This is a genomic window from Xanthomonas sp. SHU 308 (genome assembly GCF_000364645.1).
GTDB classification, from domain to species: Bacteria; Pseudomonadota; Gammaproteobacteria; order Xanthomonadales; family Xanthomonadaceae; genus Xanthomonas_A; species Xanthomonas_A sontii.
In genome coordinates, this window is the sequence record NZ_AQOK01000131.1 from 1 (window position 1) to 14,656 (window position 14,656).

General features: G+C 69.1%; 13 protein-coding genes and 1 riboswitch. Of the genes, 5 read left to right on the top strand and 8 right to left on the bottom strand.

Features of this window, described 5'->3' with window-relative positions:
• Positions 1 to 69: 69 nt before the first annotated feature.
• A complete protein-coding gene (locus D588_RS0105765; RefSeq protein WP_026143419.1) occupies positions 70 to 1,440 on the bottom strand; it encodes an alpha-amylase family protein in 1,371 nt (456 codons plus the stop codon).
• Between the two features lie 333 nt (positions 1,441 to 1,773).
• On the opposite strand from D588_RS0105765, the gene D588_RS0105770 reads away from it, so the two are divergent.
• The 4 genes from D588_RS0105770 to D588_RS0105785 all read left to right on the top strand — a co-directional run bounded on the left by D588_RS0105770 (position 1,774) and on the right by D588_RS0105785 (position 7,315).
• On the top strand, positions 1,774 to 2,694 hold the full coding sequence (locus D588_RS0105770; RefSeq protein ID WP_017915303.1) for a M14 family metallocarboxypeptidase: 921 nt from the start codon (positions 1,774 to 1,776) through the stop codon (positions 2,692 to 2,694).
• A 246-nt stretch (positions 2,695 to 2,940) separates the two neighbouring features.
• The gene (locus D588_RS0105775; RefSeq protein ID WP_017912964.1) at positions 2,941 to 3,498 is read left to right on the top strand and encodes a DUF3228 family protein; all 558 of its coding nucleotides are present in this window, start codon (positions 2,941 to 2,943) and stop codon (positions 3,496 to 3,498) included.
• A gap of 497 nt (positions 3,499 to 3,995) precedes the next feature.
• Positions 3,996 to 6,536: a methyl-accepting chemotaxis protein gene (locus tag D588_RS28735; RefSeq protein WP_017915304.1), complete on the top strand. Its 2,541-nt coding sequence runs from the start codon at positions 3,996 to 3,998 to the stop codon at positions 6,534 to 6,536.
• A 5-nt stretch (positions 6,537 to 6,541) separates the two neighbouring features.
• The gene (locus D588_RS0105785) at positions 6,542 to 7,315 is read left to right on the top strand and encodes a TorF family putative porin (protein ID WP_232764241.1); all 774 of its coding nucleotides are present in this window, start codon (positions 6,542 to 6,544) and stop codon (positions 7,313 to 7,315) included.
• 12 nt (positions 7,316 to 7,327) lie between these two features.
• Here D588_RS0105785 and D588_RS0105790 read toward each other — a convergent pair whose 3' ends face one another.
• The 4 genes from D588_RS0105790 to D588_RS27725 all read right to left on the bottom strand — a co-directional run bounded on the left by D588_RS0105790 (position 7,328) and on the right by D588_RS27725 (position 10,791).
• Positions 7,328 to 8,032, bottom strand: coding sequence for a sulfotransferase family protein (locus D588_RS0105790; RefSeq protein ID WP_017915306.1), 705 nt, complete (start codon positions 8,030 to 8,032; stop codon positions 7,328 to 7,330).
• Complete coding sequence (locus tag D588_RS0105795; protein WP_017915307.1) at positions 8,029 to 8,943, bottom strand: sulfotransferase domain-containing protein; 915 nt, start codon at positions 8,941 to 8,943, stop codon at positions 8,029 to 8,031. Before D588_RS0105795 ends, D588_RS0105790 begins: the two co-directional genes overlap by 4 nt.
• Positions 8,936 to 10,324, bottom strand: a complete 1,389-nt coding sequence (locus tag D588_RS0105800) for a cytochrome P450 (RefSeq protein ID WP_017915308.1) — start codon at positions 10,322 to 10,324, stop codon at positions 8,936 to 8,938. The genes D588_RS0105795 and D588_RS0105800 overlap by 8 nt, the downstream gene beginning before the upstream one ends.
• Positions 10,325 to 10,557: 233 nt before the next feature.
• The gene (locus tag D588_RS27725; protein WP_157836432.1) at positions 10,558 to 10,791 is read right to left on the bottom strand and encodes a hypothetical protein; all 234 of its coding nucleotides are present in this window, start codon (positions 10,789 to 10,791) and stop codon (positions 10,558 to 10,560) included.
• A 66-nt stretch (positions 10,792 to 10,857) separates the two neighbouring features.
• Here D588_RS27725 and D588_RS0105810 point away from each other — a divergent pair, with 66 nt between their 5' ends.
• Entirely contained in the window at positions 10,858 to 11,619 is a 762-nt protein-coding gene (locus D588_RS0105810) for a class I SAM-dependent methyltransferase (RefSeq protein ID WP_026143420.1), read from the top strand.
• A 356-nt stretch (positions 11,620 to 11,975) separates the two neighbouring features.
• Here D588_RS0105810 and D588_RS0105815 read toward each other — a convergent pair whose 3' ends face one another.
• The 3 genes from D588_RS0105815 to ahcY form a co-directional block, all read right to left on the bottom strand.
• Positions 11,976 to 12,275, bottom strand: coding sequence for a type II toxin-antitoxin system RelE/ParE family toxin (locus D588_RS0105815; RefSeq protein WP_017915310.1), 300 nt, complete (start codon positions 12,273 to 12,275; stop codon positions 11,976 to 11,978).
• A gap of 1 nt (position 12,276) precedes the next feature.
• Entirely contained in the window at positions 12,277 to 12,561 is a 285-nt protein-coding gene (locus D588_RS0105820) for a ribbon-helix-helix protein, CopG family (RefSeq protein WP_017909630.1), read from the bottom strand.
• Positions 12,562 to 12,816: 255 nt separating this feature from the next.
• Entirely contained in the window at positions 12,817 to 14,262 is a 1,446-nt protein-coding gene (gene ahcY, locus D588_RS0105825; RefSeq protein ID WP_017915311.1) for an adenosylhomocysteinase, read from the bottom strand.
• Positions 14,263 to 14,295: 33 nt separating this feature from the next.
• A riboswitch (S-adenosyl-L-homocysteine riboswitch) is annotated at positions 14,296 to 14,395 on the bottom strand.
• Positions 14,396 to 14,656: the final 261 nt, after the last annotated feature.

Consider the following 14,656-nt stretch of genomic DNA (forward strand, 5'->3'; position numbering starts at 1 on the left):
TGTCGCCCGGGGGCGGCGACGCGCTCCCCGCGCGGCGCGCCGGTGGGCGCGCCGCGTCCGCTCCCAGGCTCAGCGCTTCCACATCCGCGCCTGCCGCGGCGGCAGGCTGAAGGTGTAGCTGCCGCTGGAAATGCGCACCACGCTGCCGGAACCCAGCGCATCGGTGTAGTCGACGTTCCAGCGCAGCACGCTGCCGTTCATCGGTACCGCGGCGGTGACGGTATTGCCGCACTTGTTGATGCCGACGATGCCCAGGTCGCCGCGGCGGAACAGCAGGTAGCAGGCACCGTGCGCCAGCACCTGCATGTCGCGGCCCTGCGCGGCGTTGTGGAAGCCGACCATGCGCTTGAGGTCGTCGCGCTGGTAGGCGTTGACCCAGCGGTTGTCGCCGCTCTCGTTGTTGTCCGAGTACACCATCGGCACGCCGCCGTCGCGGCCGAGCAGGTAGGCGTAGGCCAGGGTCTCGTCGACCGGGTCCATGATCGCGTAACGGAAGCCGGCGTTGTTGGGGATGTCGTGGGTGATGGCGAAGGTCACCGCGCGCGCACCGGGCAGCGCCTGGCCGTAGGCGCCCGGATCCACCAGCAGGTCCATGCTGCCGCCGTAGGCGAAGGCGTTGCGTACCGAGTTGAACAGCGGGAAGTCGTAGGCGGCATGCGGGGTGGCCTGCAGGTACGGCGCCAGGAACTGGTCGTAGTCGGAATTGCCGCTGCCGCCGCCGGTGATCACCTCGCCGAACACCAGCACGCCGGAGCGGACCTGCGCATCGAGCACCTTGTTCAGATGGTCGAAGGTCATGTGCTTGGCAGCATCGATGCGGAAACCGGTGACGCCCAGCGCCTTCAACGCCAGCAGGTAGTTGCGCTGCTGCTGCACCACCCAGTCGTTGCCGACCAGATCCGGCAGGCCGGGATCGTTGCCGCCGCCGCAGATGCGGTAGGTGCGCACCTGGTATGGATCGTTGTAGTTGGTGATGCACTGCGCCGGGCCGAAATCGTTGGCGCTGAGGAAATTCTGCGAGAGGTCGCCGAACAACCGCAGCGACGCATAGCGCTGCGGATTGGCGGCGTACTGGCCCAGCACCGCGCTGCCCGGGTAGTTCAGGTCCGAGCGCGTGGCCGCTTCGTTGGCCATGTGGTTGAGCACCACGTCGGCATAGGTTTCCACGCCCACCGCCTTCAGCGCCTGCACCATGCTGGCGAAGGCGTCGGTGTCGCCGAGCGGGTTGTCGATCAGGCGCATGTCCTGCGGCTGGTAGCGCGCCCACCAGGCGTCGCCCTGCGAGCGGTAGGCCGGCGCCACCAGCACTTTGCGGTAGCCGGCGGCGGCGATCTGCGCGGCACGCGCTTCCACGGTGGCGTAGGGCCAGTTGAAGGCATGCAGGATGACGTCGGCCTGGGCGCTGGCGGTGGCCAGGAGCAGCAGCAGGCCGACCAGCAGGCTGCGCCAGCGGTGCAGGCGCAGCAGACGATTTGCAGCGGATGGGACGCGCATCGTTCGATCTCCTCGGTGCGTGGGCGCAGGCAGGACGCCTGCAGGACAGGGACATGACGTCGCCGCGGGGCTGGCGTGCGGCCGGAGGATGCTAAGCGCGCATCGCGGCGCAACATGCGGGCGCTACATACGTATTCATGGCGACAGCGTACGAAAGCGGGATCGGCATCCGCTTCCGCTCGGGAGCGCCGTGCGCACTGCATTCATGGCACATGCCGCATTGCGGCCCACGCCCTTTGCTACAGTCGCCGCCCTCACCTGTCGACGCGGAGCCGCACCATGACCAGCGCAGCCTTCTATCCGATCGGAACCCCCGGCGTGCCTTGGGGCGCGGCCGAGAAGGCGGCCTGGCTGGCGGGTCAGCCGCGCCGGCGCAGCTACCAGGACGAGGTGGTCGCTGTCATCGAAGGCCTGCGCGGGCAATGGGAGGTGGTCGCGTACGGGGAACTGGCGTACGCGCAGGAGCGCTATCCGCTGCTGGCCTTGCGCAGCCGCAACTGGGACGACGCCTTGCCGTGCATGCTGGTCACCGGCGGCGTGCATGGTTACGAGACCAGCGGCGTGCACGGCGCGCTGCAGTTCGCGCAGCAGCATGCCGGGGACTACGCCGGCCGCGCCAACGTGCTGGTGGCGCCGTGCGTGAGCCCGTGGGCGTACGAGCGCATCCACCGCTGGAACGCCGATGCGCTGGATCCCAACCGTTCGTTCCGCGCCGACAGCCCGGCGCAGGAATCGGCTGCGCTGCTGCACCTGGTCGCGCCGTTGCGCGATCAAGTGCGCATGCACATCGACCTGCACGAGACCACCGACAGCGACGAGTCCGAATTCCGGCCGACGCTGGCCGCGCGCGATGGCATCGCCTACGCGCCGGGCGGTATTCCCGACGGTTTCTACCTGGTCGGCGACAGCGAGAACCCGCAGCCCGCGTTCCAGCAGGCGGTGCTGGCCGCAGTCGCGCAGGTCACCCATATCGCGCCGGCCGACGCCGCCGGCGAACTCATCGGCACGCCGCTGGCGGCGCCGGGGGTCATCAACTACCCGGTGAAGCGGCTGGGTCTGTGTGCAGGCATCACCGACGCGCGCTACACCACGACTACCGAGGTGTATCCGGACAGCGCCAGCGCCACGCCGCAGCAGTGCAACGCCGCGCAGGTGGCGGCGGTACGCGCGGCGATCGACTACGCCTTGGCGCATCCGTAGTCCCCAGGTGGATGCACGATTTGCAGCACCCCTGTCACCCAGCCGCGACGAGCGACGCCCGCTGGGTACCCAACCTTGCACGGCGTCGGGACTGAAGTCCCTCCCACAGTGCACCCAGCCGAGGTATCGCAAGTTCCGCTGAGCGCTGTTCCGCATGGCCTTGCGCCACCGGCTGCGACGGCGGCAGCGGTGGGCACCGACCCTGCCGCGCGCTACGCTTGTGGGCCCTCGTTTGCCATGCACCCCATGTCCATCGTCCTCACGCCGTTTGCCCGCACGCGTCTGTTCCCGCGCGATGGCCGCCGCAATGCGATCCAGGACTGCACGCCCGAGCAGTTCGAGCAGCACCTCAACGCGCACACGCCGCTGCAGGTGCTGGACGGCTACGCACCGTTCTGCAAGTTGCACGTGCACCGCAACTGGACCTCGACGCGCTGCCTGACCGTGCCCATCACCGACGCCAACCGGCGCCTGCTGCGCTCGGGCTACGAGGCGCGCAGCCGTGAAGAGCTGCCGGTCCTGGTGCGCTGGTTCGAAGGGGTCGAGCCGCCGGTGGCCGAGTACCTGCTGCCGATCCTCTACAGCCGCGAACAGCTCGCGCACGAGGGCGCGCCGATCGAGGCGGACTGGGGCGTGGTCGGTTGCCTGTATACCGCCGAGCCGCAGGAGATCCCGATGGCGCCGATCACCATGCTGCGCAATGCGCTGGGCGTGGAGGAGGGCGGCTCGGGCGTGCCGCTGGATCGCGACGCCTATCGGCGCAGCGTGGCGTTCTGGGAGCACAACGCCAACTGGCGGCCGTAAGCGCGGCCAGACACGGTCCGCGCGCAGTGACCTCGCCGGGCACCCATCGAGGTGCATGCGGCGCACGTTACCGCGCGCAGGCGTGATCGCCCCGGACGCGGTCACGCATTCGCGCAGCCGTCTTCACGCATCCCTGCACGTTGCCGCCGCCGGCCCGCCGTGCTGCATCCGTGCACGCGCTTTTGCACTGGCGCATAAGTGCTGAACAGAACTGCGCGCTGCCGTGCGTTTTCGCCGCGACGCCCTGTCCGTTCATCGGCATGATGCGCAACGACTATCAAGTTTGCGGACGGCGGGACGATAGCGAGAGGGTGGGTCGCCATGCAGCGGCGCCAGGACGCAATGTCCGGCAGCGCATCGTGGCCCGGTGGGGAAGGCGCCTCGGGCAGGTCATCGGCAGCGGACACGGCGCACTCGTGCCGCGCGCCGTGGCGGGCTGCCGCGTGGGGGCGTTCCCCGCGACCGTATTCCCTCCCCCACTTGCCAAGGAAGTCGTCATGTCCACTCCGTCGCCGCATCGCCGTCGCGGCAGCGTCGCCAAACGCCTGATGCTCGGTACCGGCCTGCTTGCGCTGGCCTGCTTCGGCCTGACCGCCATGATCATCTACTGGCGCAGCAGCGAGGCGTTGCTGTCGACCTCGCGCACCAGCATCGAGAACCTGGCGCAAGTGGAGGCGCAGCGGGTGTCGCGCGAAATCGGCGTGGCCTTCGACGCCAGCGACGCGCTGGCCAACAGCTTCCGCGTGCAGCACGCCGCCGGTCTGTCGCGCGCCACCGCCACCGCGGTGCTGCGCAGCCAGCTCGACGCGCATCCGCAGTGGCTGGGCATCAGCACCATGTGGGAGCCGGACGCGTTCGACGGCAACGACAAGGCCTTCGTCGGCACCGAGGGCCACGACGCCACCGGCCGCTACATGACCTGGTGGTCGCGGCAGAACGGCAAGCTGGTGCGCGAGGCGCTGCGCGACTACGAGAAGCCGGGCGACGGCGACTGGTACCTGCTGGCGCGCAACACGCACAAGCCGGTGGTGATCGAGCCCTACTACTACCCGGTGGCCGGCAAGGACACGCTGATGACCACGCTGGCCACGCCGATCCTGGAGAACGGCCGCTTCCTGGGCGTGGTCACCGTCGACTTCACCCTCGATACCCTGCAGCAGCGCATCGCCGCGCTGCGGCCGATGGGCGAGGGCCATGCCAGCCTGCTGTCGCCGTTGGGCATGGTGATGGCCAGCCGCGATCCGCAGCAGGTCGGCAAGACCCGCAGCGATGCCTGGTCCAAGGACATGCTGGCGCGCGTGGCCAAGGGCCAGGTGGTGTTCGACCACCGCCGCGCCGACGGCGAGGATGCGTTGAACGTGTTCGTGCCGCTGAAGATCGGCGATGCGCCGCAGACGTTCGCGCTGGGCGTCTCGGTGCCGTACGCGCTGGTCATGGCCAAGGCGCGTGCACTGTTGTGGACCATCGTCGCGGTCGGTCTGCTCTCGGCATTGTTGCTGAGCGGCGCGCTGTACCTGCTGCTGCGCCGGCAGGTGCTCGACCCGCTGGCCGAGGCCGTGCGCGTGTCTTCGGCGGTCGCCGCCGGGCGCCTGGACAGCCAGGTCCGGCATCGCCGCGACGACGAGCTGGGCCAGTTGCTGGATGCGATGGGCAGCATGCAGACGCAGTTGCAGGCGGTGATGCAGGCGCAGGCGGAGATGGCGCAGCGCCATGACGCCGGCGAGATGAGCTACCGGATGGACGCCGAACGTTTCCCCGGCGAGTACGGACGCATGGTCCATGGCACCAACGCGCTGGTGGCCGCGCACGTGGACGTGCAGCGGCGCCTGGTCGAGGTGATGTCGCAGTACGCGATCGGCAACATGCAGGTGGACATGGAACCGCTGCCGGGCGAGAAGGCGGCGATCACCGAGGCGATGCGCACCACCAAACGCAGCCTGCAGGCGATCAACCAGGCCATCACCGAACTGGCGCAGGCCGCGGCTTCCGGCGATTTCTCCCGGCGCGGCGACGCCGAGCGCTTCCAGTACGACTTCCGCGGCATGGTGGTCGGGCTGAACCGGCTGATGGAGTTGACCGAAGGCAACCTCTCGGCCTTGTCGGCGCTGTTGCGTGCCGTGGCCCAGGGCGACCTCACCGCGCGCATGCACGGCGAATTCCACGGCGTATTCGCGCAGATGCGCGACGATGCCAATGCCACGGTGGAACAGCTGACCGGCATCGTCGGCCGCATCCAGCAGGCCACCACCGCGATCAACTCCGCCGCCAGCGAGATCGCCGCCGGCAACGACGACCTGTCGCGTCGCACCGAGCAGCAGGCGGCCAATCTGGAAGAAACCGCGGCCTCGATGGAGGAGCTGACCTCGACGGTGAAGCAGAACGCCGAGCATGCGCACCAGGCCAATCGCCTGGCGCAGGACACCGCGGGCGTGGCCTCGCGTGGCGGCGCGGTGGTCGAGCAGGTGGTGGACACCATGTCCGGCATCGCCGAAGCATCGAAGAAGATGGCCGAGATCATCGGCGTGATCGACGGCATCGCCTTCCAGACCAACATCCTGGCGCTCAACGCCGCGGTGGAGGCGGCGCGCGCCGGCGAGCAGGGCCGCGGTTTCGCGGTGGTGGCCAGCGAGGTGCGCGCGCTGGCGCAGCGCTCGGCGACCGCGGCGCACGAGATCAAGGGCCTGATCGACGCCTCGGTCGGCAAGATCGACGATGGCACCGCACTGGTCAACGGCGCTGGCGACACCATGCGCGAGGTCGTGGCCAGCGTGCGCCGGGTCACCGACATCATGAGCGAGATCGCCGCCGCCTCGCAGGAGCAGAGCGCCGGTATCGAACAGGTGAGCAAGACCATCGTGCAGATGGACGAAGCCACCCAACAGAATGCCGCGCTGGTCGAGGAGGCCACGGCGGCGGCGCGGGCGATGGAGGATCAGGCCGAGGAACTGCAGCGCGCGGTGGCGCTGTTCAAGCTCGCGGCACCTTCGTCGGGCGGCCTGGCCACGGCGGGCCGGGCGCGGCTGGAGCTGGTGTCGTGAGCGCCATGCGCAGCGCAGCGCTGCTGCTGGCGCTGGGCGTCGCCGTCCCGGCCTGGGCCGGGACCGCCAGCGCCAATCTGGCGGCGACCTCGAACTACGTCTCGCGCGGATTCGAGCAGAGCTGGGGGCGGCCGGTGCTGCAGGGCGGGCTGGACGTGGCCGCCGACAGCGGCTGGTTCGCAGGCACCTGGGCGTCGGGCGTGAGCCCGTACTTCATCGAAGGCGGGCACGTGGAGTGGGACGTGTATGCCGGCTATGCGGCCAGCCATGGCGACTGGGGCTGGCGCGCCGGCGTCTACCACTACGCCTACCCCGGCGCGCGCATGAGCGCCAGCGGCACGCGCTACGACTATGGCGAGGCCATCGTCGCCGGGCACTGGCGCACGCTGGAACTGTCCTACGCCAGCACCTGGACGCGCGACTACTTCGGCTACAACAGCGCCACGCTGGGCGTCGGCCAGGGCCGGCACTCGCGCGGCTCCGGTTATCTGGCGCTGGACGCCACGCTACCGCTGGCGTCGGACTGGCAGGCCAGCGTGCACGCCGGCCACCAGCACGTGCGCAACTTCGCCGACTACGGCTGGACCGACGCGCGCGTGTGCCTGAGCCGCACCTGGCGCGGCACCGAGTTCGGCCTGAGCTACGCACGGGCCTGGAACAGCGCCGGCGTCTATCGCCGCTACACCACCGGCGTGGCGGATGGCGAGGGCCGGGTGCACGTCTCCAATCCGATCGACGGCGCCTGGTCGTTCTCGATCAAGCGCAACTTCTCGCTGTAGGCGGACGCGCGCTCAGTCGTCGGCGGGCGCTGTGAACGCCTCCACGGCGAGCCGGTCCAGGTAGGCGCGCAGGCGTTGCTCGCGTTGCGCCGGGTCGCTGGGCAGCGGGCGCGCTTGCGTGCCGCCGCCGCTGCGCGCATGCACGCGTGGATACGGCTGTGCCGGCACCGGCACGCCCAGGAAGGCGCACAGCGGCTCCCAGCCCGTCTGCGCGTCGGTGTCGAGCACCAGCAGGCGCTGCGCCGGCACGCTGGCGATGACGGCCTGGTTCCAACGGCGGAAATAGTCGGTCATGAAGCCGCGATCGTCGATGCGCGTGGCGAAGTCGCGGCGCAGGAACTGGCTCAGGCGCTGGCCGTCGGCGCCGAACAGGGCCGGCACGCTGCCGTCGCTGGCGAAGATGGTGCTGCGCACCGACTCGAACCAGGCATCGGCATCGCGCACGGTCAGGATCACCTTGGCCTGCGGATAGCGTGCGGCCAGCTCGCGCCAGAAGCAGCAGCCGGGATAGTCGACGGTGGCGGTATAACCGGCGAACAGCGTGTCCCAGTCCGCCTGCCCGTCGATCGCCGCGTCCCACAGCGGCAAGGCCTGGCGCAGGTGCGCGGCCAGTTCCATGGCGTGATAGCAGCGGCCCAGGCCCAGATGTTCCAACGCCAGCTTCAGCGACAGGGTGCCGGTGCGGCCGAGGCCGGCGCCGATGACGCGCAGGCTCATGCCGTCGCTCCGGCGCCCTGTGCCAGCCATTGCGCAGCCTCGCGGCCCAGCTCGGCCTGCGCGCGCGCCGCGTAGTCGGCGGCGACGGTCGCCGGCAACAGCGTACGCCAGCGGCCGCTGCGGCCCTGGTTGAAGAATGCCCTGCCGCCCTCGCGCCACAGCCCGGCACCCTGCGGCACGTAGCGCGCGGCGTGCTGGCGCATGTAGCCGAACCGGCAGTGCGCCAGGATGGTCTCCCAGGCCGCCTCGCGCACCGGGATCTCCAGGAACGCGGCGATGCGCCGCACTTGCCCGGGCAGATCCTGCAGCAGGTCGGCGTAGTGCACCAGCAGCACGCTCGGCTGCGCGCGCTGCTGCCACCAGCTGCGCACGCCTTCCCAGAACGGCCAGAACGGTGCGCCGTCGTGGGCCAGCCAGTGCGCCACGTAGGCATCCACCGGCAGGCTCGGCGGCGGCACCACGCGCAGCTTGCCCGGTTCGGCCGCCCCGGCATCCAGCCGCGCCTGCGCATCCTGGCTGACCGCACACTGGTGGTCGTACAGGCTCAGCGCGATGTCGCGGCCGTCGCGGCCGATGTACAGGTATTTGGCGCGATCGCTGACCACCAGCGCATCGGCCGGCAGATGCGTCTTGATGAAGCGCCGGTGGGTCTGCGCCTGCAACAGCGCGAGCTTGCTCGTGCGGTCCGGGTACACGCCGTCCAGCCACGGCGAGATCGCCGACACGTCGACGTCCGCCGCGCCCTCGAACAGCAACTGCGCGACGATCTGCTGCAGCCAGGTGGTGCCGGCCTTGGCGTAGCTGGCGATGACGATGTCGCCGTCGCGAAACTCAAGTTCGTTCCAGGCGGCGGAATCGAAAAAGCGGTTGGAGTATTCCCGGGTCTTGGCGAAGGCGGCGGAATCAGCCATGCGGGGTTTCCGGTGTGCGGGGGAAGGGCGCCGTCGCGGGCGGCTGGCGGGGCGGGGCTGTCGTGCGCGGGCGCAAGGCGATGCGGACATCGAGTGGGCGCAGCACCAGCGCCGGATAACGGCGCGGCTGCGCGTCCGCCGCCAGGTGCAGCGTGCGCTCGCGCAACAGACCGGCCACGACCACGGTCATCTGCACCATCGCCAGTTGGCTGCCGATGCAACTGCGCGGACCACCGCCGAACGGAAAGTAGGTGTAGCGCGCCGGTGTCTGCGCCGGGTCCAGCCAGCGCGCCGGCAGGAAGCGGTCCGGCACGGCGAAGTGGCGCGGATCGCGCTGCACCACCCACTGGCTGACGATCAGCTGGGTACCGCGCGGCACCGCGAAGCCGCCCAGCGTGGTGTCGCGTTGCGCGATGCGCGCGGTCATCCATGCCGGCGGATACAGGCGCATGGCCTCCTTCACGCAGGCGCGCGTCAGCGGCAGGCGTTCGACGAGCGCATCGGCGCAGGGCGTGGCGGATGCGCCGTCGAGACCGGGCAGGGCATCGGCTTCCTCCGCCACGGCCTGCGCGATCGATGGATGCTGCGCCAGCAGCAACAGCGTCCAGGTCAGGCCGGCCGCCATCGGCTCCAGCGCCGACATCAGCATCGCCGCCGCTTCGTCGCGGCACCAGTCGTCGTCGCCCTGCGGAGCGTCGCGTCGCAGCAGCTCCAGCACCGAGGCGTCTGCGCCATCAGAATGTGGCGACGTCAGGATCTGCGTCAGCGCGGTGTCCAGTGCGCCGCGTGCGGCACGCAGGCGGCGCTTGCCGGCACTCGGCCACCAGGCCGGCGCCGCGGACGGCGTACGCGTCTGCTGCAGGATCGCATCGACCATCGGCAGCATCCGCAGCAGCGCCGGCGCGTGCACCGCATCGCCGAGCAGGAAACCGGCGCCCAGTTGCGCGCAGAGCGCGGTCATGGTCAGGCGCAGGTCGTGCACGTTGTCGATGTCGTCGCGCGATCGCAGCAGCGCCTGTGTGGCGGCGGCCGCCTTTGCGGCGTAGTCGCGCACCAGGCTGGCGCGGAACGCGGGCTGCAGCGCCTGGCGCTTGCGCCGCCAGGTCTCGCCGTCGCTGTTCATCACCGATGCCGGAAAGGCAGCGCGCCGCGCACGCGGATCCGGATCGGATTTGGCGTAGAGGCTGCCGTCGTCGCCGAGCACCGTGGCGATCGCGCTTGGTGCTGCGAGCAGATAGGTGCGCTCGGCGATCCGCACCACGTCGCCATGCGTGCGTGCGCAGTGTTGCAGGAAGTCGAGGGGATCGGTGGCGAAAGCCTGCCGGTTGCCGAATGCCCAGTGCCCGCGCGGGCCTGGCGGGAGCGGGCGCGGATCGGTCACGTGCAGATCCGCGCGAATAGCCGTGTCGGCGGGTCACACCGCGACGCAGAAGGGGACATGGAGCCGATGGCGAACGGGCGTGCAGCCGTGCGAAGCGGAGAGCGCTGGGGAGAGGGGGCGGGTCGCCCCCCTCTCGCACGGTCATGCCACGCGACGGTGGCGGGGGAGGTCAGTAGGTGTAGATGTAGCCGAGCTTGCGGCCACCGAGGCTCTGCACCCAACGCGACAGCGAATCAAAAAGGCGTTTCATGGCGATACTCCTGATTGAGCGGGGGATCTGTTGCGATTGTCGCGCCTGCCTCAGCGTGGCAGGCGCGGAAAAAGCATCCTCGCTTGGATGCGGCGGCGCAAGCAAAAGACTGAAGCGCGGCCAACTGCAATGCGCATGTCATCTGCAGTTTTGTGGCGTGTGTCGCACGCGATTGCAGCGCATCGCCGCGCCTGCCATGCAGGGTGCCGTCCTGCATGTGTGGCCACTGCGTCGCCATCGCTGCGTGCTATCGTCGCGCCACTTCGGCAACGAGTGGCTGCGGATGCCCGCGACCCACGAGTACGATCGCCTGGCCGCGATCTACGACCGTTTCTACGATCGCTGGCCTGCCGCCGTCACCCAGCAGTGCGTCGGTGTCCTCGCCGAGCTGGCCGCGGGCCGTGCGGCGCTGGAACTGGGCATCGGCACTGGCCGCATTGGCTTGCCGCTCGCGCACTGCGATGTGCCGGTCACCGGTATCGACAATTCTCCTGCGATGCTCGAGGCCTTGCGTGCCAAGCCCGGCAGCGAACGCCTGCACCTGGTCTGCGCCGATTTCGCCGACATGCCTGTGTCCGGGCCGTTCGGCCTGATCTACGCGGTGGCGGCATTCGGGTATCTGCTGACCCAGGCCGAGCAGCTGCGTTGCATGGTCAACGCGGCGCGCTGCCTGGCGCCCGACGGCCGCTTGCTGATCCAGAGCGCGGTGCCGGGTGCGGAGCTGTTCGAAAGCGGCGGCAAGGTCAGCCAGGTGCTGGACGTGTCGGACACCGACGGCGATGGCGCGGCAGTGATGCTGGTGTGCTCGCAGCCCGATCCGCTGCAGCAGCGCATCGACCAGCGCGTGGTGGTACTGGGCGAATCCGGTACGCGCATCTTCAGCGAGCGCCGCCGTTATGTGTGGCCATCGGAGCTGGACCTGATGGCGCAGATCGCCGGCCTGCGCCTGGAGGCGCGCTGGAGCGACTGGGCACGCACGCCGTATCACGGGCGCAGCCGGATCCAGATCTCGGTGTACGTGCCTGCCAGTGAGCGCACGGCCTGAGAGATTCACGCCGTCGTAAGCGCTTGACGGCGATGTCCGGTCTGCGAGTGGCGGCGTCGGAAGTAGTTGGGCTTTATCGCATTCGGCGTCTGCGGCCATGCCGCTGCCGGACTAGGCTATCCCGTTGGTGTATAGGCGAACCGCTCCTGCAGCCGCGCGCATCGTGTCTGGTCTGGTCGACGCCGTGCTACGCCCCGCACGGGCGCTTGGCTTCGCGATCGCCAGTTGCGGCGGGGAACACACAGCATGTCATCTTCGGTTGCGAAGTGCCGCGCTAGCCAGCGCCACGGGAGGCAGTGAGAGCAAATCAGGCGAGCATCGCATCGACCAGGTCGGCGCGGGCACCGGCCCCGGTTTCATGCATCGCGAGCATAGCCTGCCTTGCGTTGCGCGCGGATCGCCAGGACAAAGACGGTATCCAGCGCAACCACGTATCGGTAGAGGGCGATATATCCGTGAGCGCCTTGGCCAATCACCAGTTCACGCACATCATGGTGCGTCAACCGGCCGATCAGCGGATTGTCCGTCAGCACGTTCGATGCGCTGACGATCTCGCTCAGACGCTCTTGGATATGCTCGGCTTCGTGTTGTTCCAGATGGCCGATGATGCGCCGTAGGTCCTCGTTGACAGAGGGCAGGAACTCGACGTGCGCCATGCTATTTCGCGAACTTGCGGGCGGCGGGAGGGGGAATGTCCTTGCCCTCAATGCGTTCCATCAGATAGCGACGCATCTCGTCCCAGGGAATGCTCTCGCCGGTTTCGAGGAATTCGCCCCAACGGCGCTCGGCCTCTGCATGGAAGTCGACGCGCCGCTCGGCCAGCTCGGCCTTCTCGGCGATGGCTTCCAGGATGAAGTTGTGCGACGTGGTGCCGGCCGCTTCCGCGGCCTTGGCGACGCGGGCCTTGAGCGCGTCCGGCAGGCGGATGGTGGTGGTGCTCATGGGGAGCTCCAGGCGATTGGTGTGGAATCAATGTAGCACAGGTGTGGTACAGACGGCCTGGCTGGACAGGCGCGTCGGCCGACTGGCCGGAAAAGGCCGCTTGCAGCAGGGACTGCGCAAGGTGACGATGTCTGCGGCTTTCGCTCCGTACGAATTTCCAGCTCCCTTCCCCCACACGCTTGCTGCGCCGATCGCACAAAAACGGGCGCCTCGCGGCGCCCGTTCTGGTCTGCCTGGCGATGTGCTGCCAATGGCTCAGTAGCGGTAGTGCTCCGGCTTGAACGGGCCATCGACTGGCACGCCGAGGTAGGCGGCCTGCGCGTCGGTGAGCTTGGTCAGCTTCACGCCGATCTTCTCCAGGTGCAGGCGCGCCACTTCCTCGTCCAGCTTCTTCGGCAGGCGGTACACCTGCTTCTCGTAGCTGTCCTTGTTCTGCCACAGGTCGATCTGCGCCAGGGTCTGGTTGGCGAAGCTGTTGGACATCACGAAGCTGGGGTGGCCGGTGGCGCAGCCCAGGTTGACCAGGCGGCCTTCGGCCAGCAGGAAGATCGCGTTGCCGTTGGGCAGCACGAACTTGTCCACCTGCGGCTTGATGTTGATCTTCTGCACGCCCGGCAGCTTGTACAGCGCCTCGACCTGGATCTCGTTGTCGAAGTGGCCAATGTTGCAGACGATGGCCTGGTCCTTCATCTGCGTCAGGTGCTCGATGCGGATGATGTCCTTGTTGCCGGTGGTGGTGACGTAGATGTCGGCCTGGCCGAGGGTGTCCTCGACGGTGTTGACCTCGAAGCCTTCCATCGCCGCCTGCAGCGCACAGATCGGGTCGATCTCGGTGACGATGACGCGGGCGCCGTAGGCACGCAGGCTGTGCGCCGAGCCCTTGCCGACGTCGCCGTAGCCGCACACCACCGCGACCTTGCCGGCCAGCATCACGTCCATCGCGCGCTTGAGGCCGTCGGCCAGCGACTCGCGGCAGCCGTAGAGGTTGTCGAACTTGCTCTTGGTCACAGAGTCGTTGACGTTGATCGCCGGGATCAGCAGGGTGCCGGCTTCGGCCAGCTGGTACAGGCGGTGCACGCCGGTGGTGGTCTCTTCGGAGACGCCCTTCCAGTCCTTGACCACGCGGGTCCAGTAGCCGGGGCGCTCCACCGCCACGCGCTTGAGCAGGTTCTTGATCACCTGCTCCTCGTGCGAGGAGGACGGCTCGTCCACCCACTTGGCGCCGTTCTCCAGCTCATAGCCCTTGTGGATCAGCAGGGTCACGTCGCCGCCGTCGTCCACCACCAGTTCCGGGCCGGTCTGGGTGCCGTCGGGCAGGGTGAAGGTCAGCGCGTCGAGGGTGCAGTCCCAGTATTCCTCCAGGGTCTCGCCCTTCCAGGCGAACACGGGGGTGCCGGTGGCGGCGATCGCCGCGGCGGCGTGGTCCTGGGTGGAGAAGATGTTGCACGAGGCCCAGCGCACGTCGGCGCCGATGTCCTTCAGCGTCTCGATCAGCACCGCGGTCTGGATGGTCATGTGCAGCGAGCCGGTGACGCGCACGCCGGCCAGCGGCTTGGCGGCGGCGTACTGGCGGCGGATCGACATCAGGCCCGGCATCTCGTGCTCGGCGATGTCCAGTTCCTTGCGGCCCCAATCGGCCAGGGAAATGTCGGCGACCTTGTAGTCGCCCTCGGTGGAAAAGCTCTTGAGTGCAGCGTTCATCGATAAAGCTCCGGTCAATGGCGAGAAACTCGCGAAGTCCGGGCGCCGTTGTCGCTCAAGCCTCGCGCCGAGCCTGGCCGGATCTGGAGACGGGGAATCCGGTCTCGATCCGGTCGCAGCGCCCCTCGGCGCAAGGGGTAACCGATTATAGCGGCTGCCGCGTGTGGCGCTTGAACGCGGGTCGGGGCGGGCAATGGCATGCCCAAGCCCAACCATCGACAGGGGGCGGGCCGCGCCGGCCCTGCTACCGTCGCTGGTTCGATCGATGCGAAGGAGAGGGGAAGAGATGAACCAGATCACAGTGCGCGGGCGCCGCCGTGTCGCCAGGCCGGTCTGCGGCCTGCTGTGCGCGGCCCTGGCCGCGGCCTGCAGCGCCGCCGCCAACGCGGCCGCG

What these genes read in the sequence shown, in the direction of transcription:
- D588_RS0105795 (WP_017915307.1), bottom strand. Translation starts at nt 8,943, where the DNA reads ATGGCTGATTCCGCCGCCTTCGCCAAGACCCGGGAATACTCCAACCGC.
- D588_RS27725 (WP_157836432.1), bottom strand. Translation starts at nt 10,791, where the DNA reads ATGCAGGACGGCACCCTGCATGGCAGGCGCGGCGATGCGCTGCAATCG.
- D588_RS0105815 (WP_017915310.1), bottom strand. Translation starts at nt 12,275, where the DNA reads ATGGCGCACGTCGAGTTCCTGCCCTCTGTCAACGAGGACCTACGGCGC.
- D588_RS0105820 (WP_017909630.1), bottom strand. Translation starts at nt 12,561, where the DNA reads ATGAGCACCACCACCATCCGCCTGCCGGACGCGCTCAAGGCCCGCGTC.
- ahcY (WP_017915311.1), bottom strand. Translation starts at nt 14,262, where the DNA reads ATGAACGCTGCACTCAAGAGCTTTTCCACCGAGGGCGACTACAAGGTC.
- D588_RS0105810 (WP_026143420.1), top strand. Translation starts at nt 10,858, where the DNA reads ATGCCCGCGACCCACGAGTACGATCGCCTGGCCGCGATCTACGACCGT.
- D588_RS0105790 (WP_017915306.1), bottom strand. Translation starts at nt 8,032, where the DNA reads ATGAGCCTGCGCGTCATCGGCGCCGGCCTCGGCCGCACCGGCACCCTG.
- D588_RS0105785 (WP_232764241.1), top strand. Translation starts at nt 6,542, where the DNA reads ATGCGCAGCGCAGCGCTGCTGCTGGCGCTGGGCGTCGCCGTCCCGGCC.
- D588_RS28735 (WP_017915304.1), top strand. Translation starts at nt 3,996, where the DNA reads ATGTCCACTCCGTCGCCGCATCGCCGTCGCGGCAGCGTCGCCAAACGC.
- D588_RS0105775 (WP_017912964.1), top strand. Translation starts at nt 2,941, where the DNA reads ATGTCCATCGTCCTCACGCCGTTTGCCCGCACGCGTCTGTTCCCGCGC.
- D588_RS0105770 (WP_017915303.1), top strand. Translation starts at nt 1,774, where the DNA reads ATGACCAGCGCAGCCTTCTATCCGATCGGAACCCCCGGCGTGCCTTGG.